At 36.7% G+C, this 24670-nt stretch carries 20 protein-coding genes, 1 tRNA gene and 1 pseudogene; 11 read left to right on the top strand and 11 right to left on the bottom strand.

All coding sequences use genetic code 11. From position 1 onward, the window contains the following. Positions 1-261: 261 nt before the first annotated feature. Entirely contained in the window at positions 262-1245 is a 984-nt protein-coding gene (locus MTZ49_RS12930) for a tyrosine-type recombinase/integrase (RefSeq protein WP_264745948.1), read from the top strand. 175 nt (positions 1246-1420) lie between these two features. Here the strand turns inward: MTZ49_RS12930 and MTZ49_RS12925 are convergent. Continuing rightward, positions 1421-1496 (bottom strand) — tRNA-Lys (locus MTZ49_RS12925). Between the two features lie 163 nt (positions 1497-1659). Here MTZ49_RS12925 and MTZ49_RS12920 point away from each other — a divergent pair. The 4 genes from MTZ49_RS12920 to MTZ49_RS12905 all read left to right on the top strand — a co-directional run bounded on the left by MTZ49_RS12920 (position 1660) and on the right by MTZ49_RS12905 (position 5261). Beyond that, on the top strand, positions 1660-2361 hold the full coding sequence (locus MTZ49_RS12920) for an AzlC family ABC transporter permease (protein ID WP_264745947.1): 702 nt from the start codon (positions 1660-1662) through the stop codon (positions 2359-2361). Next, positions 2354-2656, top strand: coding sequence for an AzlD family protein (locus MTZ49_RS12915; protein ID WP_264745946.1), 303 nt, complete (start codon positions 2354-2356; stop codon positions 2654-2656). Before MTZ49_RS12920 ends, MTZ49_RS12915 begins: the two co-directional genes overlap by 8 nt. 84 nt (positions 2657-2740) lie before the next feature. Further along, positions 2741-4684, top strand: coding sequence for a HAMP domain-containing sensor histidine kinase (locus MTZ49_RS12910; protein WP_264747889.1), 1944 nt, complete (start codon positions 2741-2743; stop codon positions 4682-4684). A gap of 4 nt (positions 4685-4688) precedes the next feature. Next, on the top strand, positions 4689-5261 hold the full coding sequence (locus tag MTZ49_RS12905) for a cob(I)yrinic acid a,c-diamide adenosyltransferase (protein ID WP_413774152.1): 573 nt from the start codon (positions 4689-4691) through the stop codon (positions 5259-5261). 56 nt (positions 5262-5317) lie between these two features. Here MTZ49_RS12905 and MTZ49_RS12900 read toward each other — a convergent pair whose 3' ends face one another. Further along, positions 5318-6046, bottom strand: a complete 729-nt coding sequence (locus MTZ49_RS12900; RefSeq protein ID WP_264745945.1) for a hypothetical protein — start codon at positions 6044-6046, stop codon at positions 5318-5320. A gap of 136 nt (positions 6047-6182) precedes the next feature. Continuing rightward, a complete protein-coding gene (locus tag MTZ49_RS12895) occupies positions 6183-7580 on the bottom strand; it encodes an L-cystine transporter (RefSeq protein WP_264745944.1) in 1398 nt (465 codons plus the stop codon). A gap of 211 nt (positions 7581-7791) precedes the next feature. Between MTZ49_RS12895 and metE the strand changes: the two genes are divergently transcribed. Next, positions 7792-10080 carry a 5-methyltetrahydropteroyltriglutamate--homocysteine S-methyltransferase gene (gene metE / locus MTZ49_RS12890; RefSeq protein ID WP_264745943.1) on the top strand — a complete coding sequence of 763 codons (2289 nt, stop codon included), beginning with the start codon at positions 7792-7794 and terminating at the stop codon, positions 10078-10080. 48 nt (positions 10081-10128) lie between these two features. Here metE and MTZ49_RS12885 read toward each other — a convergent pair whose 3' ends face one another. Next, positions 10129-10956: a hypothetical protein gene (locus MTZ49_RS12885; protein ID WP_264745942.1), complete on the bottom strand. Its 828-nt coding sequence runs from the start codon at positions 10954-10956 to the stop codon at positions 10129-10131. A 217-nt stretch (positions 10957-11173) separates the two neighbouring features. Continuing rightward, entirely contained in the window at positions 11174-11731 is a 558-nt protein-coding gene (locus tag MTZ49_RS12880; RefSeq protein WP_264745941.1) for a peptidylprolyl isomerase, read from the bottom strand. Between the two features lie 110 nt (positions 11732-11841). Between MTZ49_RS12880 and panB the strand changes: the two genes are divergently transcribed. Both panB and MTZ49_RS12870 read left to right on the top strand, forming a co-directional pair. Then, the gene (gene panB, locus MTZ49_RS12875) at positions 11842-12630 is read left to right on the top strand and encodes a 3-methyl-2-oxobutanoate hydroxymethyltransferase (protein WP_264745940.1); all 789 of its coding nucleotides are present in this window, start codon (positions 11842-11844) and stop codon (positions 12628-12630) included. Between the two features lie 156 nt (positions 12631-12786). After that, a pseudogene (locus MTZ49_RS12870) lies at positions 12787-14091 on the top strand (MFS transporter). 67 nt (positions 14092-14158) lie between these two features. On the opposite strand, the gene MTZ49_RS12865 reads toward MTZ49_RS12870, so the two are convergent. From MTZ49_RS12865 to hldE, 3 genes are all read right to left on the bottom strand, one after another. Beyond that, positions 14159-15454, bottom strand: coding sequence for an adenylosuccinate synthase (locus MTZ49_RS12865; protein WP_264745939.1), 1296 nt, complete (start codon positions 15452-15454; stop codon positions 14159-14161). A 2-nt stretch (positions 15455-15456) separates the two neighbouring features. After that, entirely contained in the window at positions 15457-16650 is a 1194-nt protein-coding gene (locus MTZ49_RS12860; protein WP_264745938.1) for an ATP phosphoribosyltransferase regulatory subunit, read from the bottom strand. Positions 16651-16743: 93 nt separating this feature from the next. Further along, positions 16744-18165, bottom strand: a complete 1422-nt coding sequence (gene hldE / locus MTZ49_RS12855; RefSeq protein WP_264745937.1) for a bifunctional D-glycero-beta-D-manno-heptose-7-phosphate kinase/D-glycero-beta-D-manno-heptose 1-phosphate adenylyltransferase HldE — start codon at positions 18163-18165, stop codon at positions 16744-16746. A 144-nt stretch (positions 18166-18309) separates the two neighbouring features. Between hldE and rsxB the strand changes: the two genes are divergently transcribed. Both rsxB and MTZ49_RS12845 read left to right on the top strand, forming a co-directional pair. Further along, on the top strand, positions 18310-19155 hold the full coding sequence (rsxB, locus tag MTZ49_RS12850; protein WP_264747887.1) for an electron transport complex subunit RsxB: 846 nt from the start codon (positions 18310-18312) through the stop codon (positions 19153-19155). A 62-nt stretch (positions 19156-19217) separates the two neighbouring features. Continuing rightward, positions 19218-20027: a hypothetical protein gene (locus MTZ49_RS12845; protein WP_264745936.1), complete on the top strand. Its 810-nt coding sequence runs from the start codon at positions 19218-19220 to the stop codon at positions 20025-20027. Here MTZ49_RS12845 and MTZ49_RS12840 read toward each other — a convergent pair whose 3' ends face one another. Genes MTZ49_RS12840 through MTZ49_RS12830 form a run of 3 tightly spaced genes read right to left on the bottom strand, consistent with a single transcriptional unit; the run spans position 20028 to position 23228 of the window. Then, complete coding sequence (locus MTZ49_RS12840) at positions 20028-21536, bottom strand: DHA2 family efflux MFS transporter permease subunit (RefSeq protein ID WP_264745935.1); 1509 nt, start codon at positions 21534-21536, stop codon at positions 20028-20030. Positions 21537-21539: 3 nt separating this feature from the next. Then, positions 21540-22739: an HlyD family efflux transporter periplasmic adaptor subunit gene (locus MTZ49_RS12835; RefSeq protein WP_264745934.1), complete on the bottom strand. Its 1200-nt coding sequence runs from the start codon at positions 22737-22739 to the stop codon at positions 21540-21542. A 12-nt stretch (positions 22740-22751) separates the two neighbouring features. Continuing rightward, positions 22752-23228, bottom strand: coding sequence for a MarR family transcriptional regulator (locus tag MTZ49_RS12830; RefSeq protein WP_264745933.1), 477 nt, complete (start codon positions 23226-23228; stop codon positions 22752-22754). Between the two features lie 179 nt (positions 23229-23407). On the opposite strand from MTZ49_RS12830, the gene MTZ49_RS12825 reads away from it, so the two are divergent. Then, the gene (locus MTZ49_RS12825; RefSeq protein WP_264745932.1) at positions 23408-24667 is read left to right on the top strand and encodes an MdtA/MuxA family multidrug efflux RND transporter periplasmic adaptor subunit; all 1260 of its coding nucleotides are present in this window, start codon (positions 23408-23410) and stop codon (positions 24665-24667) included. The last annotated feature ends 3 nt before the right edge of the window (positions 24668-24670 follow it).

Below are 24670 nucleotides of genomic sequence, written 5' to 3'. Positions count from 1 at the left end.
AAATAATTAATAAATGGTTATTAGTCTCATACCTCATCTGAGATTATTTGACGCACATGAATATTTTTGGATACATTATTTACAGAAACAAAAAGTCACATTTTGTTACGTTTTGTTTCTAGTCATAAGGGAGGAATGGACTAAATAACTGTTATTAAAACCATTCCAATTGTGATGTTATAAAAAACGAAATCACTTTAGGTGATGAAAAAAATAAATATATTCTGTTATTACAGAATTTACAGATAAGAGTGTGAAATTATGTCGTTTTCATCCAAAATATCATCATTCACTTGTCAGTCGCTTGTTGAGTATTTTTTATTTAATAACATATTAAGACCAGAAACCAAAAGGACTTATCGTAAAATGATGAGTAAGCTACAAAGTTTACTTATAAAACATCAAACATTTAGTATTTATAACCTTGAAAAAACACTGCTTATCAATTGGAGAAGAGAAGAGCTAGACAGAGGACTAAAAGCTTCCAGTTGGAATAGCTATGTTAGACATTTAAAAGCCATCTTTAATTATGCCATCAAGGAGGGCATATTAGAGTATGAGAAAAATCCTTTTTTAGAACTCTCTGTTCCAGTACCTAAGAAAAAGAAAAAAACATTGACTGCATTCTCTATAGTCAATACAAGACAATATTTTGAAGAAATCCAAGCAAAGGATGAACAAGGACAACCTGTTGGTAAACTGCACCCTGTATGGTTTTGGCGAACAGTTTTTGAAACCTTTTACTACACAGGTATTAGAAGAAACCAACTGATCCATTTAAGACTAAGCGATGTTGACCTAAGAAGTCAACTGCTTCATATTCGCTTAGAAGGCTCCAAGACTCATCGAGAATACCAAGTACCTATCTGTGATAGCTTATTGCCTTGGCTAGAAAACATTATCCAAAGAGCTACTATAAAAGGTTTTAATCAAAGTGACCAACTCTTTAATGTTAATCGCTATACATTAAAAGCAAGAAAAAATCTAACAGAAGAAATGACCTTAGACAGAGTATCCAATGTGTTTGAATTTATCTCTAAAAAAGTTGGTAGTAGGATTACCCCTCATCGATTTAGACATACATTAGGCACAGACCTAATGAAAGATCCTGATCGTAATTTACATTTAGTCAAAGAACTGATGGGACATACTAATATAAAAACCACTTTAGAATATGTTGAACCCGATATAAAAATGATCAAACAGGCTTTAGATAACAGACGAGTAGTGGGGTATTGTAAATAATCATTTAGATATAAAAGAGGAGAAAAGAACAACGCCTACAAAAAAAATTACAAGAAATATCTTGCAAAATTTCTGTAGGCGGTATATTCTGAAAGAGTACGTGAATTGTGAGCGCACGTATATCTTTCATTTAACTTCACAGGACGGCAATCCCGTGAAAGTCAAGAGTAGCAGTTGGTGGGTCGTACAGGGTTCGAACCTGTGACCAATTGATTAAGAGTCAACTGCTCTACCAACTGAGCTAACGACCCAATTAAGGGAAAAATAATATACTGCTATTTTTTTTCAAAAGCAAATATTTTTGTTTATTTTTAAATTATCCTTTTTATCAATAGTTTTAATATTTACCATTATATTTCTATCCAATTAATAAAAGCGTAGAATGGCCATTTTTTAATAGTTATAGGTAAAATAGTGTCTTGTTCTTTGTCTACACGTAAGGAGTTCATAAGAGGACTCGTTGCAGCTATTCCTATTATGATTAGTTTTATTCCTTTTTCTTTGGTATTAGGTGCTCAGGCTATACAAAGAGGAATGGTTACAGGTGAAATAGGCGTAATGGTAGCTATGAATTTTGCAGGAGGATCTGAGTTTGTAGCAGTGAATTTATGGACTTCTCCGCCTCATTTGTTGTTAATAGCTTTTATGACGTTATTAGTAAATAGTCGCCATATTTTGATGGGAGCAGCATTAACGCCTTATTTAAAAGAATTACCTAAAAGAAAAGTGTTATTGGCGCTGTTTTTTATGTGTGATGAGAGTTGGGCAATGAGTTTTGCTGAAGCTAAGAAGTCTACTAGTCAACGATTTAACTATCACTATTATATTGGAGCAAGTTTAGGACTTTATCTTACATGGGTTATTTTTACAACAATAGGGGCATTGGTTGGCCCTTTAATAGGTGATGTAACTCATTATGGTTTTGATATGGCTTTTGTGGCTGTGTTTTTAGTGCTGCTAAAAGGCATGTGGAAAGGAATTATTGCTGCTATTCCTTGGTTAGTTAGCCTTATTGTGGCTGTAGTAAGTTATTTGATATTACCAGGTGCATGGTATGTTTTATGTGGGGCTATTGCTGGTCTTATCATTGCTTTTTTAATGGCGCATTATGATTGATTATTTTGTTTTTTTAACTATTTTAGCAATGGCTACTGTAACTTATTTGACAAGAATTACAGGGTATTTGTTGCTGCATAATAAGGTGCTTAATCCACGCTTAAGTAAGGTATTAGAGGCAATTCCAGGCTGTGTTCTAATTGCTGTAATTGCTCCTGTTTTTGCTACTACTAATATTGCCAATTTATTAGCATTAGCCATTACATTACTATTGGCTAGTCGTTTTTCATTATTACCAACAGTTATAATTAGTATTGCAGCTACGGCATTATTACGTCACTATATCCCGTACTAAAATTTTATCTTATACAGGTTAAACTTTGTGATTTTAAATAAGCTACATAAGTTTTTAAAAAATCTTCCTGTTAGTCGCAAATTAATGACAGCATTATTTGTGCTATTAATTACCGTTATTATTATTTCTAATTTAGCATTTATTACGGCAAGTTATTGGATTACTCAACAAAGTATAGCTCCTCAAGGATTAAGAACCTTAGGTAATTTATATGCAACGCCTGCCTTAAGTAGCCAATTATTAAACTCTCAAGAAACCGCAAATGAAGCATTAGGACAAATGGTAGATTATATGCCTTTAAGAGGTGCTGCCATTTATAGTGCAGATGGCATTTTGCTAACAAAGTTTCCTTATAAAAATTCGCCCGCCTTTCCTGCAAATGTGTCTGACTTAGATAATTGGATGATGTTACAGTTTGGTACAAGTTACTCAACAGATTTGGAGGGTGAAAATGGTGAACTAGGGCGTTTAGTATTATTGGCCAACAATAATTTGCCAGTGGCATTTTATACAGGAATTATTACTGCAAGCTTAGGTATTTTATTCCTTAGTATTTTGTTGTGGTTACTTTTGTCTAAACAGGTAAAACGTCATATTACAATACCTATTCAAGAGCTAGAAACATTGGCGCTACGTGTAACCCGTGAAGAAAATTATGCATTGCGTGTGATTCCACATAGTCGAGATGAAATAGGTCAGCTAGCTACTGCTTTTAATACAATGCTCAGTCGCATTGAGGCAAGGGAGCAGTTGTTGAAATCAGCACGAGATGAAGCTGAGGATTTAGCAACGGAAATGCGAGAAACCAATGAGCAATTGGTTAAAGAGGTAGATGTTCGTAGTAAAGTAGAGAAAAAATTAACAGGTTTTCAGCATTATTTAAATAATATTATTAATTCGATGCCTTCAGCATTAATTGCAGTTGATGGTGAGTTATATGTTACCCAGTGGAATCAAGAGGCTACTAATTTATCGGGTTCTATGCTTGAGGATGCAGTAGATCAGCCTATTTTTCTAGCTTTTCCCCATTTAAGGCCTTATGCAGAACAATTAAAGCGTTGTGTTGAGCTTAACCAAATAGAAAAGGTGGAGCGAGTTTCTTGGATGCAAGAGGGTAAAATTTGTCATTATGCTTTAACCTTTTATCCGCTAGCAGGTGATAATGTATATGGTGGCGTGATTCGAATTGATGATGTGACAGAGCGTCTAAATTTACAAGAGTTAATGGTGCAATCTGAAAAAATGCTATCTGTAGGTGGTTTGGCAGCAGGTATGGCACATGAAATTAACAATCCGCTAGGTGCTATTTTACATAATGTGCAGAATATTCGTCGACGCTTATCACCCACGTTAGAGAAGAACAAAGAAGTTGCTCAAGATGCTGATGTGTCTTTAGAGGGCATAAATTATTATTTAATGTTGAGGGAAATTCCCAATTTATTAGATGGTATTTATCAGGCAGGAAGTAGAGCCTCTAAAATTGTGACTCATATGTTATCTTTTAGTCGCCGCAGTAAAAGGCAATTAGTTAGGACTAGTTTAGTTGAGGTTATTCAACAAACTTTAGAAATTGCAGAGGCAGACTTTCATTTAGGTGAGTCCACAGATTATAAAGATATAGAAATTAAACTCGAATTGGATGAAAGTTTGAAACCAGTAGCAATCGTTATTAATGAACTTGAACAGGTGTTATTAAATTTATTAAAAAATGCTGCACAGGCTATCTTTATGCGAGTTAACCCTACTACTCAAGGATTAATTCAAATACGGCTTTATCGTCAACAACAGTGGGCTGTTATTGAAATAGAAGATAATGGAGTTGGCATGAATGAAATTACTGCAAAACGTATTTTTGAACCTTTTTTTACTACAAAAGAAATAGGAAAAGGAACAGGGTTAGGTCTATTTGTTTCTTATTTTATTATTACTAATAACCACAAGGGTGAGCTTTCTCTTAAATCGAAACTAGGCCAAGGTACTTGTTTTACTATATGTTTGCCTTTAAATAATCCTTTAATAAAAGAATAATATTATGAATAGATTAACTAAAATTTATACTAGACAAGGTGACCAAGGACTTACTAGTCTTGCCACAGGTGAAAGAGTACCAAAAGATCATCTTCGTATTCAAGCGATAGGTGAAGTAGATATGCTTAATAGTCAATTAGGTCTATTACTCTCTTATTTATCAGAAAGAAAAAACGATACATCTAGTTTGCAACAGATAATAGATCAATTAACGCCTTGTTTACATAGATTGTTTGATGTAGGCGGTGAGTTGGCTATGCCTGAGTATCAGGCTATTAGCGAAGATCATATTAAATATCTTGAAAGTCTAATTGATGGTTGGAATGAACAATTAAAACCATTGAAAGATTTTATTTTACCAACAGGTTCAGTAGCTGCTTCACAAACTCATGTTTGTCGAAGTCAAGCAAGAACAGCTGAAAGAAGTTTACAAAGCCTACATAAGGAAGAACCATTAAGAAAAGAGTTACTTGCTTATTTAAATAGAATTTCAGACTTGTTTTTTGTAGCAGCTAGAATAATTAATCATTATCAGCAAGTGCCAGAAACACTGTGGGAAGCTGCTAAAAAGCTATAAGTAGCTTGTAGAAAGGTAATAAGATTTTATATTACCTTTCTATCTAATATAATTTGTTATTTTTTTACAGCATATTGTTCTACAATACCTTGCCATGTTTGGTCGGCTGCTTTTACAAGGTCATTAAAAGCCAATTGTTCTGCTTCAACACGTTTTTTATCAACAGTAGCATCGGATGACCAAGCACTAGTAAGCCCTGTTGCTTTAGCCGTTGCATCGGCTGTGCCATAAGTAAAGCCTGTACGTACATCAGTAAAAATAGCTGTGGCGGTAGCTGTTACATTAGCGTTTCTATCAGGCATCATACCTAAGGAAAGCATGGAGAAGGAAGAATGAAAATGGTTATTGATATAAAATTTTGTATCGATTGTGTAAATCATTAGCACATCTGCTTGTAATTTTGCAGCAGCTAATCGTAAATCATCAATAGATTTTGCATCGGCAGGGATAAGTAATGAGCTTACAGGTACGACCGTAGTCACTTGTGGCCATTGTTGAATTTTTTGTAAGGTATTATCTATCGTTAGCTCATGGGCAGGGATAATAGAAAAGCCACCATATCTTTGTCCCTCTTCTGTATAGGAAACATAATTAGGTGCTTGAATACGTATTACTGCAATACGAGCAGGGAAGTTTGGTGATGGTTTACGAGAAACTATTTCTGCTATATCTTCACGATTAATATCGGCAAAGTTGGCAGGTTCACCCGGAGTAACATAAGAGGATGCACATCCTGTACAAATAACAATAACTGAACATAACAAATACTTTAGTAAAGTAGGCATATATTGATCCTTCATTAATCTTGTCTCAACAACATATGCTATTAATATATACTATATATTTAATTGTTGGGAAGAACCGTTAATATTCAATTAAGATTAGCAATATAAAAAGGAGGCTTGAGCCTCCTTTATTCATTTACTGTGCTGTTAATACCTCTTGATCTTCACTATCAAATCGTTTTTTATTGGTTTTTCTAAGTAGTTGGCTGGTAATAGTGCCAGCAGTCATTGAACCATTAACATTTAAGGCAGTACGTCCCATATCTATCAAAGGTTCGATAGAAATAAGTAAGGCTACTAAGGTGACAGGTAATCCCATTGTGGGTAATACAATGAGTGAGGCAAAGGTTGCTCCACCACCAACACCAGCTACACCGATGGAGCTTAAAGTTACCACACCTACTAGTGTTGCTATCCACATTGGATCAAAAGGATTAATACCAACAGTAGGAGCTACCATAACAGCTAACATTGCAGGGTATAAACCTGCACAACCATTTTGGCCGATAGTTGCTCCAAAAGAGGCTGAAAAACTAGCGATAGATTCTGGTACACCAATACGTTGTGTCTGTGCTTCAACATTTAATGGAATACTGGCTGCACTAGAACGGCTAATAAATGCAAAAGATAGTACAGGCCATACTTTTTTAAAGAAGCGTAACGGATTAATACCCGTTAAAGAAAGTAAAATAGCATGAATGGTGAACATAATTAATAGCCCTAGATAAGAGGCTATAACAAAACTACCTAATTTTATAATATCCTGATAGTTAGCATTAGCCACTACTTTGGCCATGAGGGCCATAACACCATAGGGTGTTAATAACATTATAATACGCACTAATTTCATTACCCATGCTTGTAATATAGCGATAGCACTAATAACTTTTGCACCTTTCTCTTGGTCATCTTTAAGTAATTTTATGGCGGCTAAACCAAGAAATATTGCAAAAATAACAACGCCAATAATAGAGGTAGGGCGTACTCCTGTCAGATCAGCAAAAGGATTAGTAGGTAGAAAGGATAAAATAAGGTTAGGGGTTGTTAAATTGGCTAACTGGCCTTGATAATGAGTTTGTAGTTGGTTTAGCCGAGTAGTTTCTTGTGCACCCTGTATAAGACCTTCTGCATTTAAGCCAAATAAGTAAGTTACAAAAACACCTACTAACGCTGCAATCAGCGTTGTAAATAATAATGTACCAATAGTAAGAAAACTAATTTTTCCTAGTGAAGAGGCATTATGTAAATTAGCGACAGCACTGAGAATACAAGCAAATACTAACGGCATGATTATCATTTGTAAGAGCTGAACATAGCCATTACCTACAATATTAATCCATGAGATTGTTTGATTAATAATGATATAGGAGGAGGCTTCTCCATACAGTAAATGTAGCCCAGTACCATATAGAATACCTAATAATAGGCCCGCCAATACTTTTTTAGCTAATGACCACTGGGTACGTCGAGTCTGGTCTAGTACAACCAATAAAATAATAAAGACAGCCAAATTAATAATTAATGGCAGATTCATAAGTACCTCTAATGATGTTGCTTTTTTGCTGCTATAAATAGCTAATAACTGTGTATAATGACGTTTTTTAGAATAAAAATAAATACGGCATAAGGCTAACATTACTTATCAAAGTGAATAAAACTAAAGATGATCTTTAATAATTTGAGTTTGTTTCATGTTTGCTGATTTATGACAATGGACTCCATCTATAAAGAGGAGTTTGATTTATATGGCATTGGCACATAACTTAGGTTTTCCACGAATTGGTCGTGATCGAGAATTAAAAAAAGCTTTGGAAGCCTATTGGAAAGGAGACATCAGTGAAGCAGCTTTACAGCAGGTAGGTAAAGAGTTACGAGCTGCACATTGGAAAATACAGCAACAAGCAGGTATCGAATTACTGCCTGTAGGAGATTTTGCATGGTATGATCAAGTACTTACCCATTCATTAATGTTTGGTGTCATTCCAGAGCGTCATCAAAATAAAGAAGGCAAGGTAACGTTAGATACCTTATTTGCTATGGCGCGTGGTGTTGCTAAAACTTCTTGTGGTTGTAGCTCTGGCACTCAAGCACAAGAAATGACTAAATGGTTTGATACTAATTATCATTATTTAGTGCCTGAATTTACTAAAAACCAACAGTTTAAACTATCTTGGAACCAATTATTTGATGAAGTAACAGAGGCTAAAGCTTTAGGCTATGCCATTAAGCCTGTTATTATTGGCCCATTAACTTATCTTTGGTTAGGTAAAGAGAAAGAAGCTACCTTTAATAAACTAGATTTACTTGAAAGATTATTACCATTGTATGGTGAAGTATTTAAGAAGCTAGCGGAGCAAGGGGTAGAGTGGGTACAAATTGATGAACCTATTTTAGGTTTAGATTTACCACAAGAGTGGAAAGCAGCTTTTGAGCGTGCCTATAATCTATTGCAACGTGAACCTACTAAAAAATTAATAGCTACTTATTTTTCTGGTTTGGAAGATAATGTTGGTTTAGCTGCTTCATTACCTGTGGATGGATTACATGTTGACTTAGTCCGTGCCCCTGAGCAATTTCCAAGTATTCTTGACCGTGTGCCTGCCTATAAAGTTTTATCATTAGGTGTGGTTAATGGTCGTAATGTTTGGCGTGCTGATTTAGAAAAGATTGTGGTGATATTAAAGCAAGCGGCTGACCGTTTAGGAGACCGTTTATGGGTAGCTCCTTCATGTTCTTTATTGCATAGCCCAGTTGATTTAAATCGTGAAGATAAGCTAGATGATGAATTAAAAAGTTGGTTAGCTTTTGCTGTTCAGAAGTGTCAAGAAGTTGCTATTTTAACTAAAGCAATCAATCAGCCAGAAGCTGATGAAGTAATAAAAGCCTTAACTGAAAGTAAACGTATACAAGAAAGCCGTGCCGAATCTTCACGTATCCATAAATCAGCTGTACAAAATAGATTATCAGCAATAACAGCGCATGATAGTCAACGTTTATCATCATTCTCAGCACGTATTCAGTTACAGCATAAGCGTTTACAGTTACCTATTTTTCCAACGACGACGATTGGTTCTTTTCCACAAACTAAAGAAATTCGTACTGCACGAAGTGACTTTAAACAAGGTCGTATTAATGAGCAAACTTATACAAAATTAATGCAGTCAGAAATTGACCAGGTGATAGCTTTCCAAGAAAAGATTGGTTTGGATGTGCTAGTTCATGGTGAGCCAGAACGTAATGATATGGTTGAGTATTTTGCTGAGCAATTAGATGGCTATTTATTTACACGCTTTGGTTGGGTACAAAGTTATGGTTCACGCTGTGTGAAACCAGCCATTATTTATGGCGACTTATCGCGTCCTAAAGCAATGACAGTGGATTGGATTAGTTATGCGCAAAGTAAAACTAATAAAGTTATGAAAGGAATGTTAACAGGACCTGTCACTATGCTTATGTGGTCTTTCCCTCGTGAGGACGTTTCTCGTGAAGTACAGGCCAATCAATTAGCATTAGCTATTCGTGATGAAGTGGTGGATTTAGAGTCAGCAGGTATTAAGGTTATTCAGATTGATGAGGCTGCTTTTCGTGAAGGACTACCACTTCGTCGAGCAGCATGGCAACATTATTTAGATTGGGCAGTAAATGCTTTTAAATTATGTTCTGCTGGTGTTAAAGATGAAACCCAGATACATACCCATATGTGCTACAGTGAGTTTAATGATGTGATTGAGTCTATTGCTGCCATGGATGCGGATGTGATTACAATTGAAACATCACGCTCCCAAATGGAGTTATTAGATGCCTTTAAAGCATTTAATTATCCAAATGAGATTGGTCCAGGTGTCTATGATATTCATTCACCACGAGTACCTAGTAGTGATGAAATGGTAGCATTACTAAAAAAAGCAGTAGAATTAATTCCAGCAGAGCAATTATGGGTTAATCCTGACTGTGGTTTAAAAACTCGAGGTTGGGTCGAAACAGAGGCGGCATTGGTTAATATGGTTGCAGCAGCTAAAATAATGAGAGGTTAGTTGCAAAAAATCCCTTATGTATTATTTATAAGGGATTTTTAATTAATATTAATTTATTCTTTTAATTTCTATAATTCGATTACGGCCACCCTCAGCTAAAAGGTATTCGTCTTCATTAATTTCTAGGAGCTGTTGTGGGGCTCTTAAATGGCTAAGAATAACTTTTAAGTTACCATCAGGTTGCAATAACATTAAACGAGCTCTGTGAGTAGAGTCTTCTGTAATCCAAAGTCCTTGGCTGTTACATTTTAAGATACTTGGCTCTTTAGTTTGTGTATAGTTTAAAACGATAGGATCTGAGCCATCATCGGTTAATAATCTTACTCTATTAGCTTCTTTTTCATTATAATATTTCTGACCATTAGGGCAGATTGCTAATGTTTCTGCTTCATTCAGGTTATCGCGAATAGTTTCTATGGTTTTAGTGATAGAGTTATACCGTAAAATTTTACTTTGTGGACCACGATCCTCTACAGCATAGAGATATTTTCCATCAGCAATTAAACCTTGTACATTAGTACCTTCAAAAAGGTTGTGTACTTTACCGTTTTTTAGCCAACTAACAGGGTATTCACCACCTTCTTGGCTAAAGACAATACCACCAGCAAATGCGGTTATTCCATCTGGTTTATTCAGGTTGCTAAATAGTGTAGTACGATCACCATTAGGGGCAATACGAATAATTCGTCCCTGACTTTTATTAAGCTCTTCTGCAACAATAAGGCTACCATCGGCTTCTTTATAAATGGCACTTGCTTTTGTTATATCAGAATGTAAAACTCGATATTGCCATTCTTTGGCTGCTACCACAGGAAAATAATGTTGCCATAATAGAAAACCACCACCAAAAACGATGGTAAGTATAATTAATAACAATAAAAGTTTTAGCGCTAGAAGCAAGAAGGATTTTGGCGAGTGTAGTGATAAAGTAGAAAACACAAAATAAGCTCAATTAAATATTTGAATATAACAGAATATTCGTATTCTATGTTAAAAGAGTAACTCAGTCATTTAAAAATTGTGTTTTTTTACATATTTATACAATTATTAAAGGGAATAATATTTCCCTTTAATAATATAGTATTTTAATAAATTATAATTGTTTAGCTAAAACGATAATAACAGGGTCTGTAGGGACATCACGTGCACCTTGTCTATATGTTGTTCGAACACCTGCAATTTTATCAACAACATCCATACCACTAATTACTTTAGCAAACACAGCATAACCAAAATCGCGTTTGCCATGGTTTAAAAAATTGTTATCTTTTACATTAATAAAAAACTGGCTTGTAGCTGAGTCAACAACTCCAGTACGTGCCATAGCAACAGTACCACGATTATTGGCTAGACCATTATCAGCTTCATTTTTAATAGCATCTAAGGTCGATTTTTGTGACATGTCTTCAGTAAAGCCACCACCTTGAATCATAAAGTTAGGTATCACACGATGAAAAATAGTACCATTATAAAAGCCACTATTAACATAGTTTAAAAAATTAGTTACAGTAATGGGGGCTTGCTGTGGATATAGTTCAATTTCTATATCGCCCATATTTGTAGATAATAGAACTCTTGGGTTTGTTTCTGCGAATGCTGGTGTGGTGAGCATAAATATACAACAGAAAGAGAGTAATAACTTTTTTAACATAATGATCATTTCCAAGGGTAGAGGGTTAAGTTTGTTATTCTAAATGAATAACAGTGTGCAATATTAATTAATTTCAGAGTTAATTGATACAAGATGAAAAATGAGGCTATATGATTACTTTATCAACTTTACAAAAAATGAAGAAAGAGCAACAAAAAATTGCTATGTTAACGTGTTATGAAGCAAGTTTTGCAACATTACTAGATGAAGCAGGTGTTGATATTTTGTTGATAGGTGATTCATTAGGCATGACTGTACAAGGCCATTCTTCCACTTTACCTGTTACATTAGAGCAGATGTGTTATCACACAGAGATTGTTGCTAGGGGTACTAAAAATGCATTAGTGTTAGCCGATTTATCTTTTGGTAGTTACCAACAAAGTAAAGAACAAGCATTCGACTCAGCTAGCCAATTAATGGCGGCGGGTGCTCATATGGTGAAGCTAGAAGGTGGTCGCTATATGGTAGAGACAACGCATTTCTTACAAGAGCGGGGGATTCCTGTGTGTACCCACTTAGGTTTAACGCCGCAGTCGGTGAATGCTTTTGGTGGTTATAAGGTGCAAGGTAAAGGAGATGCGGCCGCTAAACAGCTATTAGAAGATGCTGTTGCGCATGAACAAGCTGGCGCAGCAATGATCTTAATGGAATGTGTACCAGCCGCTTTAGCGAAAGAAGTAACTGCCGCATTACAGTGCCCAACAATAGGTATTGGCGCAGGAGTTGAGTGTGATGGGCAAGTGCTCGTGCTACACGATATGATTGGCATCTATGCGGGTAAATCCCCTAAATTCTCCAAAAACTTTATGGATGGTCAAACCAGTATTCAAGGTGCTATAACAGCTTATGTGAAAGCAGTAAAAGACAGCACATTCCCTTCAGTAGAACATTCTTTCTAAGAGGTAAGTTAACACAAGGAGGTGTTATCTAATCCAATTAGGTAATACGATTGATCGATCGAATATGGTATAAAACTTTGCTAGCTTTTTAGTTATAGTTTGTACTATTCTAGCCAGCTTGGGTTTTTGTTTGTTTGTTTTTTTGATGTAGAGACAATAAGAATGAGTAATACACTTCCGCATTATACTCCAGAAGAGCGCCGTAAAAGAATCTATGGCATTGTAGGGGCTGCTTCAGGTAATTTAGTTGAGTGGTTTGATTTTTATATTTATGCTGTTTTTGCTACCTATTTTACGGTTGCATTAACAGGGCCAGCCAATGGATCAAAGGGGACTTTTTTTGTTTGGGGTGCTTTTGCCCTTAGTTTTTTTATGCGTCCATTAGGTAGTTGGTTATTTGGTTGGATTGCCGATAAGTATGGTCGTAAAAGATCAATGCTCATTTCTATTGTAATGATGGGCGCGGGTTCATTTTGTTTTGCGTTATTGCCTACTTATGAACAAGTAGGTATTTGGGCTCCTATTTTATTATTGGTTGTCCGTTTATTCCAAGGGTTATCCGTAGGTGGTGAATATGGCGCGGTAGCCACTTAAATGAGTGAAGTTGCATTAAGAGGACGTAGAGGATTTTATGCTTCTTTCCAATATGTAACGCTTTCTGGTGGACAATTACTGGCAAGTCTACTCGGGGTTATTCTTTTAACATTTCTAACTAAAGAACAATTAGATGCAGGTGCATGGCGTATACCATTCTTTATTGGTGGATTAGCTGCATTAGTTTCTTTATGGGTTCGTCGTACATTAGAGGAAACAACAACGGCAGAGCAACGTGAGTCTAAAGAGTCGGGCAGTTTAATTGCGTTATTTAGAGATCACTGGAAACAGTTTTTCTTGGTGGTAGGCTATACAGCAGGGGGATCTTTAGCTTTCTATACTATTACAATTTACTCAAGAAATTATATGATGGGTATGGGGGTTGACCATAAAGTTGTTGGTTATATTATGACTATTGGTTTATTTATTTTTATGATAAGTCAGCCTTTATTTGGTGCTGTAGGCGATAAAGTAGGGCGTAGAGTCTCAATGTTACTTTTTAGTTCTTTGGGCTTCATATGCATTTATCCTGTCATGGTTTTAGCTATGCCAGCTGTTAAAGATTCAGCGTTTATGTTGGGTGTATTACTTGTTGTTATGATGTTTATCTTAAGCTTTTATACTTCTATTGGTGGTTTAGTAAAAGCTGAAATGTTTCCAACAGAAGTTCGTGCTTTGGGAGTTGGGCTATCTTATGCCGTAGGTAATGCTTTATTTGGTGGCACTGCTGTATCAATTGCAACAGAGTTTAAAAATATAGGACATGCTGATTATTTCTTCATTTATGTTGCTGTAATGTTGGTTATTTGTTTCTTATGTAGTTTTGCATTACCTAAGAAGCCTAAATATTTAGAAAATGATCATTAGAATTATATAGTCAATAAAAACCCCAGTTTATACTGGGGTTTTTATTGACTATAAATAGTTCAGCTGTTTAAGCGAAAGGATGGCGTAAGATAATAGTTTCTACACGATCAGGGCCTGTTGAAATAATATCAATGGGTGCACCTACTAATTCACCTAAACGTTTAATATAAGCTACTGCATTAGCTGGTAAATCATCTAATGATTTAGCACCAAAAGTAGATTCAGACCAACCAGCAACTTCTTCATAAACAGGTGTTAAGCCTAAATAACTATCCGCATCAGTAGGCGCATCACATAATAAGTTACCATCAGCATCTTTATAGCCAGTACAGATTTTGATGCTTTCTAGGCCATCTAATACATCGAGTTTAGTTAGGCAAAGGCCAGAGATACTGTTGATTTCAATGGAGCGACGTAGAATAACCGCATCAAACCAGCCACAGCGACGAGCACGACCTGTTACTGAACCAAACTCATTACCTCTTTCTGCTAAGCGTTCACCTACATCATCAAATAGTTCTGTAGGGAAGGGGCCTGAGCCAACACGGGTTGTATAAGCTTTGGTGATACCTAAAATATAGTCAAGGTACATAGGGCCAAAGCCAGAACCAGTTGCTACGCCACCTGCGGTAGTATTGGAGCTAGTTACATAAGGATAAGTACCATGATCAATATCCAGTAAAGCACCTTGGGCGCCTTCAAACATAATGTTTTGACCTTGGCGACGTAACTCATGCAAACGCGCAGTAACATCCATTACCATAGGCTTAATTTGTTCGGCATAGGCCATACATTGCTCTAAAGTTTCTTGGAAATCAATAGTTTTAGCATGATAGAAGTTTTTAAGTGCAAAGTTATGGTAATCTAATAATTCACCTAATTTTGCAGCAAAGCGCTCACGGTGGAATAAATCGCCAACTCTTAGGCCACGACGGGCTACTTTATCTTCATAAGCTGGGCCAATACCACGACCTGTCGTACCAATTTTAGCCGCACCTCTAGCAATTTCACGCGCTTGGTCTAAAGCAACGTGGTAAGGTAAAATTAATGAACAGGCAGGGCTAACATGTAAACGATCACGTACGTTTACACCATTATCTTCTAATTCTTTTACTTCTTTAAGGAATGCATCTGGAGCAAGTACGACACCATTACCGATTAAACACTGTACGTTGTCACGTAAGATGCCAGAAGGGATAAGTCTTAAAATAGTTTTTTTACCATCAATGACTAAAGTGTGGCCAGCATTATGACCACCTTGATAGCGGACAACAGCAGCAGCATCTTCAGTAAGAAGGTCAACGATTTTACCTTTACCTTCATCACCCCATTGAGTACCAAGTACAACAACATTCTTACCCATGATTATTTCCCCGCAACGATTGGCTTTACTTGCCAACTATTTTCAATAAATACTAAATATTGGTCACAACCCATTTCAGTGGCTTCTGTTAATGTTTGATTTGGCAGTGCTTGAATAACTCTTTGTCCTTGTTTACGTAATTCAGCCATTTTCTGACAAAGTGCTGGCTGATTTTCATAAGGTGCCCAAATGGCTTGTTTGCTATTAGTAAAATCAGCTTGCCCTAAGTTAACTAATGTTTTGAGGTCTGTTGAAAAACCTGTAGCTGGTCTTGAGCGCCCAAAAGCAATACCTGCACTATCATAGCGACCACCTTGTGCGATAGATTGCCCTACATTAGGTACAAAAGCAGCAAATACAATGCCTGTATGATATTGATAGCCACGTAGCTCCCCTAAATCAAAATAAAGGGTGATATGGGGGTAGCGTAAGGTAATTTGTTTAGCAATTTCAGCTAACTTATCAATAGCTTTTAATACAGAGGCAGGTGCATTGGCTAATACTTGTTTGGCATTGGCAATAACTTCCTCACCACCACAGAGAGTGGTTAAGGCACAAAACATAGCTGCTTCAGTTTTAGGTAGGTCAGCTGTTAACTGGCAAACTTCATCAATGGCTTTGCGTTGTAAAGCGTCAAATAATAGGTTTTCTAGTTCATTAGATAAGTTAGATGCTTGAGCTAGTCCTCTAAAAATAGCCACATGGCCTAAGTCCATATGGATATTTTCAACTTTGGCTAACGCTAGTGTTTCTAACATTAGGCTTATAATTTCGATGTCGCTAGCAGTGCTTTTATCACCATACAGCTCAGCACCTAATTGGATAGGGCTACGAGAGGTAGTGTGTGCTCTAGGTTTAGTTAATAGAATACTACCAGCATAGCAAAGGCGAGCAGGGGTTTCTTCTTTTAACCAATGAGCATCAAGTCGAGTAACTTGTGGTGTGATATCACTACGAAAACCTAATAACCGTCCAGATAATGGATCAACAGTTTTAAAGGTTTGTAAGTCAAGGTCTTGAGCTGTTCCTGTTAGCAGTGCATCAATATATTCAACATGTGGCGTAATAACTAAATCATAACCCCAACATTCAAATAAATCTAATATACGGCGACGTGCCGTTTCTATACAAGCAGCCTCATTGGGTAAAACTTCTTCTATACCATCAGGTAACAGCCAGCGATCTAGCTTAGTCATCTGTGTCCTCTGCACTCACTCAAATGGACGTAAAAAAGCCGGGCGTTCCCGGCGAAACGTTAATAATAACATGTTTTTTATCAATTAAGGGAGTTATTGTCCTTTAATTTTATCAACAATAGCCGTTGTAGAACTATTTTCTACTAAGCCTAATACATTCACTTCACCACCGTAGGCTAGTACTATATCAGCACCCACCACCTCATCTACAGAGTAGTCGCCGCCTTTTACTAGAACATCAGGTCTGATTTCTTGCAGTAGGCGTTCTGGGGTTGAATCAGCAAAGCTAGTTACCCAATCAACAGCACCCAAACCAGCCAATACAGCCATACGGCGATCTACTGAGTTAATCGGGCGGCCAACACCTTTTAATGCCGTTACAGAAGCGTCATCATTTACGGCTACAATCAAACGGCCGCCTAAGGAGCGTGCTTGTTCTAAATAGGCAACATGGCCTGCATGGAGAATATCAAAACAACCATTGGTGAATACAATTTTTTCACCTTGCGCTCGTGCATCTTCTACCGCAATTAATAACTGATCTAAACTAAGCACACCTTTACCATTACCCGTATCACGTTGAATAGCACGGCGTAATTCAGGTGCGCTAATACAGGCTGTGCCTAATTTAGCGACTACAATACTAGCTGCAAGGTTGGCAAGGGCTACTGCTTCAGTGAGTTCCTCGCCAGCTGCTATAGCTGCTGCAAGGGTAGAAATAACGGTGTCACCTGCACCAGTCACATCAAACACTTCACGAGCACGGGCAGGTAAATGTAATTCTTGTTGGTTGTCACGTAACAAGGTCATTCCTTGTTCACCACGAGTAATTAATAAGCCACCTAATTCTAAATGCTCTATTAGTTGTTGTGCTTTTTCGATCAGTTGGTTTTCATCAAGACATTTGCCTACAATGGCCTCAAACTCTGCTAGATTAGGTGTTAATAAGGTAGCCCCTTTATAAATAGTAAAGTCATTACCTTTAGGATCAACTAACACAGGAATATTATGTTGTTTAGCTAGTTTTATTAACTGTTGATGGTTTTTTAATGTGCCCTTACCATAATCGGATAATAATAGTACTTTTACAGAAGGTAAAAGTTTTTCGACTTCACTGGCAAGTGCATCTTTATTAATATCAAAAGTTTCTTCAAAATCAACGCGAATAAGTTGTTGATGGCGACTCATTACCCGTAGTTTTATAGTAGTTGGTTGTCCTGCAATACGTTGAAAGTGTGTTTCTACACCAGCAGAACCCAAACTATCTGCTAACGAGTCAGCAGCCTCATCTTCACCAGTTGCACCAATTAGCCATGTTTTAGCGCCTAAAGCTGCCATATTTAGGGCAACGTTGGCTGCACCACCAGGTCGATCTTCTCGCTGATTAATTTTAACCACGGGTACAGGTGCTTCAGGAGAAATACGGGAGGTACCACCATGCCAATAACGATCAAGCATTACATCACCTACTACTAATACAGAGGCTTGCTCAAAGTGGGGCATGGTCAGTTTCATTACTTCTCCTAACTATTATTGAATGGATAGTTTATTGAGTCATATAAAAATAGGTGTTCATTATATAACAATTGAAAGTTAATAACGAAATTATCTAAGGTCCATTATTAAGGTATACTATTACACCGTAAATAATCTGATGAAATTAAATTAAAAAGTGTAAATAACCAAATGCAGTTAATTAACTTAATAGATGCTTTGTTGCCCCAAACTCAGTGTACAAAATGTGGTTATCAAGGATGTAAACCCTATGCAGAGGCAATAGCTAATGGTGATGCTATTAATAAGTGCCCTCCGGGGGGAGAAGAAACAATCAATGCCTTGGCAGCATTATTGGATAGGCCAGTTATTGCTTTGGCTGAAGAGCATTCGCCAGCTCAGTTGGCTTATATAAGAGAGGCTGAATGTATTGGTTGTACTAAATGTATTCAAGCTTGTCCTGTAGATGCCATTGTTGGAGCTGCTAAATTAATGCATACAGTAATTGCAGCTGAATGTACTGGTTGTGAACTTTGTGTTGCTCCTTGTCCAGTTGATTGTATAGATATTATTTCATTACCAACTAAGTTAGTGGCTTTAACAGGTGATTCTGCTATTGCAGAAGGGCAGCGAGTAACGAGGCAGTTAAGAAGAGATCATGCGCGAAATCGTTTTGAATTTCGAAGTACACGTTTAGAGAGAGAGGAAAAGCGTAGACAACAGGAACGTCAAGCAAGATTACAGCAAGCAGCAGTAACTCCAACAATACAAACATTTGACCCTAAACAATCAGTTATTGATAAAGTAAAATCACAACAACCAACTGCTACTGCCTTAACAGCTGAGCAGAAAAAGTTAAAAATAGAGGTTGCAATGGTACAAGTTGCATTGAATAAAGCAGAGAAACAGTTAAAGCAATACAACACCCCAGAATTGCAACAACAAGTAGCTAATTTAAAAGTTAAATTAGCAGAGGCACAACAAGCTTTTACAAGTGCTTTAACTGAGTAACTTAAGGTAGAGTTAATAGAAGAACATTATAGTAGCGTTAAATCTAATGTTGGAAAAACTTGATGCGTAAAATAGTTATACTACTCTTAGTAGTAGTTTTAGTAGGCTGTGGAACTGTTAATGAACGAATGAGGAGTAGCGATAGTACTGGTGAGCCATTTGCAGGCGTTAAGTATGATAAAGATGAACTATCCAATGCTTGGGCTGCATTATTTACATTTGGTATTTATCCACTTATTCATATTGTTTCTATGCCTATCGATTTAGGTGTGGATTTGACATTATACCCCATTGATAAATACCAAGAAGTTCAGTTTACTAAACAATATAATGCGGCTCGTGCACCGTTTCAGTTTATTAATGCAGTTGGGGTAAATTTATCCTCTTATAAGGATTTTGAGTTTAAAACCTCATTGCTGAATGAGCAAGTTCCCTACCATACAAATAAAACAGTTACTACTGCAAAAAACTCAGAGGGTTTTTCTTGGTATCAAACAACAAATATAGCTTTGCGTAAGGGAGTAATTAATAAGCTACAAGTAAATTGGACAACTAATACTGAGGACCCTTTTGGTTATAAAGATAACCCTTATAAACTTTACAGTGATGATTGGTATAAGTGGCTAGAGCAATATAAACAAGCACATACATTCAATCATCAACAGGAGCTAATAATTCCTGCAATTACTGGTGAGGTGAAACAGCAGCTATTGGTTTTGCTATTTTTACCCTGTAATCGTCTAGTGGCAGTGGTTGAACCAATCACTTCTTATGATATTCAAACGTATCAATTAGTGAAGAAATTACGTACTAGAGGAGACTATCAGTCATTAGTTAAATTGGAACAAAACAACCAATGTCCTGTTCAATAATTAATGACCAATTCTTTTAGGTTTAGCTAACCAAGCAACGAATACAAGCAACATAAAACCACAGCCGAGCATAAAAAAGTAATCAATCGTAGATAACATATAGGCTTGGTTATTAACAATATTTTCTAGCTGAGCATAGTTTTCTAGAGTTTTACCACCCATTTGATTTAAGGTATGTTGCGTAATAGGATCATAAAGGCTTATGCTTTCAGTCAGGTAGGCATGGTGTTCACTGGCTTTTCTAGTCCAAATCCATGTGGTTAACGAAGCAGCAAAACTACCCCCTAATGTTCTTAAAAATGCTGCTAATCCAGAACCTTCAGCAATTTGATTTTGTTTTAGGTCTGATAGTACGATACTCATCACTGGCATAAAGAATAATGCTACCCCAACCCCCATAAACATTTGCACTAATGCAATATGTTCATAGTTAACTTGAGTATTGAAACCTGCACGCATAAAACAACTACCAGCAATAGCAGCAAAGGCAAAACTTGCCAGTAAACGCATATCAAAATACTGTGCATAGCGACCAAGGAATGGAGTGAGTAATACAGGTAATATCCCAATAGGTGCAGCTGCTAAACCTGCCCATGTGGCAGTGTAGCCCATTTGAGTTTGTAGCCATTGTGGTAGTAGTAAATTAATACCAAAGAAGCCAGAATAACCTAAAACCAATAAAATACAGCCAACACTAAAATTATAGTTAGTAAACAGTCTTAAATTAACAATAGGGTGTTTATCGGTTAATTCCCAGATAATAAAAAAGATAATACCAATCACTGCAATAGCAGAACCAATAATAATAAAATTAGATTCAAACCAATCTAAATCATTGCCTTTATCCAACACTACTTGTAGTGCACCGATACCTATTACTAAAGCAATTAGGCCAATATAATCAATGGGTGAGCGTTGGGTCTGCTCAGGTTTGCTGCTTAGTTGTTGATAAGCAAAAAAAGCGGCAAATAAACCAAAAGGAACATTAATGAAGAATATCCAAGGCCAACTGTAGTTGTAAGAAATCCAACCACCCAAGATAGGGCCAGCAATAGGAGCTACCACCGTTACAATACTTAAGATGGCTAAGGCAACGCCGCGTTTTATGGGAGGGTAAATAGCTAGTAGTAAAGACTGTGCTATAGGATAGAGAGGACCTGCTACAGCACCTTGTAAGCAGCGGAAAATAATCAATTCAGTCATGTTGCGGGCGATACCACATAAGAATGAGGTAATTACAAACAGCAACACCACCCAAATAAATAACTTTACTTCGCCTAAACGCCTTGATAACCAGCCAGTAAGGGGTAGGGTAATGGCATTACAAACAGCAAACGAAGTAATAACCCATGTGCCTTGCTCCGCACTTACCCCTAAATTACCTGCAATCGTAGGTAAAGCAACATTGGCAATGGTGGTATCCAATACCTGCATAAAACTAGCTAGTGATATAGCAATGGTTGCTAAAGCTAGATTGGCGGGCTTAAAAACAGCTTGTTGAAGGCTCATGATTTATTTGTTGTCACCAGCATTTTGTTCAATTATTTTATCAATTAGTTGTTTAGCTTCTGCCAATTGTTGTTGATAAATATCAGTTGATAATATCGGTTTAGTAGGAGGTTGTTGTGGGAGCATTGGCCCTGATTGATCATGCAAATCTACCTTAACTGTCATTGATAAACCAATACGTAAGGGGTGTTTGTCTAATTCTTTAGGGTCCAATTGAATACGTACGGGTACTCGTTGGACGATTTTAATCCAGTTACCTGTCGCATTTTGGGCAGGTAATAATGCAAAAGCACTGCCTGTGCCTACTCCTAAACTTTCCACATGGCCGTGATAGACCACATCACTATAAATATCAGCTTCTAAAGTAACAGGTTGACCAATGCGCATATGTTCTAATTGAGTTTCTTTAAAGTTAGCATCTACCCATACTTGGTGTAGAGGAATAATAGCCATAAGCTGGCTACCTTTTTCAATATGCTGTCCTACTTGCACACTACGTTTTGCAATAAATCCTGAAACGGGCGCTGTGAGATTGCTGCGTCGTTGATCTAAGTAAGCTTGCTCAAATTGAGTAGCAGCAGCTAGTACATCAGGGTGGGTACGTAACTCAGTATTATCAACCAGTACTTTATTGCTCTGTAATTGTTGTTTGATATTGATTACATTAGCTTGTGCTTCTTGTAAGGTGGTGAGTGCATGAGAAAGTTCTTCACGAGAAATAGCCCCTTGTGCTATCAGTTTTTGACGACGATTAAAATCTTCTTGGGCTTTTTGTAAACCGGCTTGGCTACTTTTTAATTGTGCTTCAAAACTATCTACAGTGCTATAGAGGCTACGTACTTTACGTACGGTGTTGGCTAAATTAGCAGCAGCTTGCTGTAGTGCAATTTCTGTATCACTAGGGTCTAGTGATACTAAGGTTTGTCCTTGCTGTACCAGATTACCATCATCTGCACCAATACTTACAACAGTACCACTGACGAGTGGAGTTACTTGTACAATATTTCCATTTACATAAGCATCATCAGTGGTTTCATACCATCGCCCAAATAGTACATACCAGAAAATAACAAGCAGTATTGATACAATAACAACTGTGGTTAGTATCAATAGCCATTTTCTGCGTTGTCTAGCAGGGTTTAAGGGGATTTTTGTGTGTGTTATTTCAGTTTTTTCAACTGGTTCGGTTGTTTCGGTAGTCATCTTTGTTAATCTTTAATCAATTTTGTTAAGTATAAAATCATCAGGTTGGTAACCATTGGCTAGTAACATTTTTTTTAATAGAATTTGTAATTGATCTACTTCATTAGTTGTTAATGACAGCGTTAATTGATTTAGTGAGTCAGCCACAATGGCTGGTATTTTTTTACTGATAGCTGACCCTTGTGGTGTTAATAAGATATTGATCTGTCGTCTGTCTTGTTCATTTCTTACACGCTGTAACAAGCCTTTATTTTCTAAGCGATCAAGTAATCTTGTTACTGCGCCATTGTCTATTCGTAGTGCTTGACTTAATACTGCTGGGGTAGTCATCTTTCTAAAAGTAATGCATAACAAAGCCTTGAATTGAGCAGCAGTGAGGTCATAAGCAGCTGTATGTTGGTCAATTATTTTATCTTTGCAGTTATTGGCAAAATGTAACAATTGTCCTAAGGTGCTGCCTTCAATGATGGTTTTAGGTGTAAAATGCATTTTTTTTAAACCATGTGGAAGAAAAATAAATTTATTTGACTAGGCAATAATTGTCAAGTCAACTAAAGTAGTTATTTAGTCTATATAGCTGCTATATGTAAATATAAAGTAAAAACACTTTATTTTAGTGAGAGATAATTATAGAGTTGCTTAGTTTAGGATGACCGTAGATTGTAATAATGAATGATAAACAAGATAATATGCAAACCAACCAAGTAAATTCTAAAAAGAAATGGATAATTATTAGTGTAATTATCATACTCCTTATTATTGGAGGTGTTTGGTGGAGTAAATCCACTTCTTCCAATTCCCCCTCAGAAAAAGAGTCATCACCCTTTGGCCGGAGGGGCATGTTCAGTAATATAGTGCCTGTAAGGGTTGAGCCTGTTAAAGAAGGTGAATTTGCAGTTTATTTAAATGCTTTAGGTACAGTGACTGCTTATAACACTGTTAATATAGTAAGCCGTGTACAAGGTGAGCTAGTAAAAGTATTATTTACTGAAGGGCAACAGGTTAAAGAAAATGACTTGTTAGCAGTGATTGATCCAAGACCTTATGAAGCAGCCCTGCAGCAAGCAAAGGGCGCTGTTCAACAGAATCAGGCTTTATTGCAGAATGCACGTTCTGAATTAACTCGTTATCAAAAGTTAATTAAACAAGACTCCATTGCCAAACAAACTTACGAATCGCAAGTAGCATTAGTTAATCAATATCAAGGTTCAGTATTAACGAGTCAGGCACAGTTAAAAGATGCGGAGCTTAATTTAGAGTTCACCCAAATAAAAGCGCCTATTACAGGCCGTTTAGGATTAAGACAAATTGATATTGGTAACTATGTGAAAGTGGGAGATACCACACCTTTAGTAACCATTACCCAAACCCAACCAATTTCTACAACCTTTACTTTACCAGAAGCTCAATTACCTGAGGTAGTTAGTCGTTTAGCAAAAGGGGAAGATTTAGTTGTAGAGGCTTGGGATAGTACTAATACTCATTTATTAGCCACAGGTTCAGTTGCAACATTAGATAACCAAATTAATACTAGTACAGGGACAATTTTAGTTAAAGCTCGTTTTGCTAATGAAGATAGTATGTTATTCCCTAATCAATTTGTGAACATTAAGTTAAAACTAACTACTTTAGATAAGCAATTAATTATTCCTACTGACTCTATACAATATGGTAATAAAGGAACTTTTGTGTATGTGGTAGAAGGGAGTAAAGTTCATCTACGTTATATTACTTTAGGTCGTAGTGATGCGGATAAAACCATTGTTATAGAAGGTTTAAAAGTAGGAGAGAAGGTTGTCCTAGAAGGAACTGATCGACTACGAGAAGATAGCCAAGTAGAAGTGGTTAATAGTGAAGATATACCAACTACTTTAGAAAATACAGAAGAGAAGCCTCAACCTTCAGAGAATGCAGAAGTAAGCGAGTAATAA

Origin of the sequence: Entomomonas sp. E2T0, assembly GCF_025985425.1 — a bacterium.
Taxonomy (GTDB): domain Bacteria; phylum Pseudomonadota; class Gammaproteobacteria; order Pseudomonadales; family Pseudomonadaceae; genus Entomomonas.
The sequence above is the reverse complement of the archived record's forward strand: the minus strand, read 5'-3'. Positions and strand labels throughout refer to the sequence as shown.

Bases quoted from the DNA above. Each gene is read 5' to 3' on its own strand.
- MTZ49_RS12835 (WP_264745934.1), bottom strand. From the start codon at position 22,739: ATGACTACCGAAACAACCGAACCAGTTGAAAAAACTGAAATAACACAC.
- MTZ49_RS12830 (WP_264745933.1), bottom strand. From the start codon at position 23,228: ATGCATTTTACACCTAAAACCATCATTGAAGGCAGCACCTTAGGACAA.
- MTZ49_RS12910 (WP_264747889.1), top strand. From the start codon at position 2,741: ATGACAGCATTATTTGTGCTATTAATTACCGTTATTATTATTTCTAAT.
- MTZ49_RS12880 (WP_264745941.1), bottom strand. From the start codon at position 11,731: ATGTTAAAAAAGTTATTACTCTCTTTCTGTTGTATATTTATGCTCACC.
- MTZ49_RS12840 (WP_264745935.1), bottom strand. From the start codon at position 21,536: ATGAGCCTTCAACAAGCTGTTTTTAAGCCCGCCAATCTAGCTTTAGCA.
- MTZ49_RS12915 (WP_264745946.1), top strand. From the start codon at position 2,354: ATGATTGATTATTTTGTTTTTTTAACTATTTTAGCAATGGCTACTGTA.
- MTZ49_RS12845 (WP_264745936.1), top strand. From the start codon at position 19,218: ATGCGTAAAATAGTTATACTACTCTTAGTAGTAGTTTTAGTAGGCTGT.
- MTZ49_RS12930 (WP_264745948.1), top strand. From the start codon at position 262: ATGTCGTTTTCATCCAAAATATCATCATTCACTTGTCAGTCGCTTGTT.
- MTZ49_RS12900 (WP_264745945.1), bottom strand. From the start codon at position 6,046: ATGCCTACTTTACTAAAGTATTTGTTATGTTCAGTTATTGTTATTTGT.
- metE (WP_264745943.1), top strand. From the start codon at position 7,792: ATGGCATTGGCACATAACTTAGGTTTTCCACGAATTGGTCGTGATCGA.
- MTZ49_RS12860 (WP_264745938.1), bottom strand. From the start codon at position 16,650: ATGACTAAGCTAGATCGCTGGCTGTTACCTGATGGTATAGAAGAAGTT.
- panB (WP_264745940.1), top strand. From the start codon at position 11,842: ATGATTACTTTATCAACTTTACAAAAAATGAAGAAAGAGCAACAAAAA.
- MTZ49_RS12905 (WP_413774152.1), top strand. From the start codon at position 4,689: ATGAATAGATTAACTAAAATTTATACTAGACAAGGTGACCAAGGACTT.
- MTZ49_RS12895 (WP_264745944.1), bottom strand. From the start codon at position 7,580: ATGAATCTGCCATTAATTATTAATTTGGCTGTCTTTATTATTTTATTG.
- hldE (WP_264745937.1), bottom strand. From the start codon at position 18,165: ATGAAACTGACCATGCCCCACTTTGAGCAAGCCTCTGTATTAGTAGTA.
- MTZ49_RS12825 (WP_264745932.1), top strand. From the start codon at position 23,408: ATGAATGATAAACAAGATAATATGCAAACCAACCAAGTAAATTCTAAA.
- MTZ49_RS12865 (WP_264745939.1), bottom strand. From the start codon at position 15,454: ATGGGTAAGAATGTTGTTGTACTTGGTACTCAATGGGGTGATGAAGGT.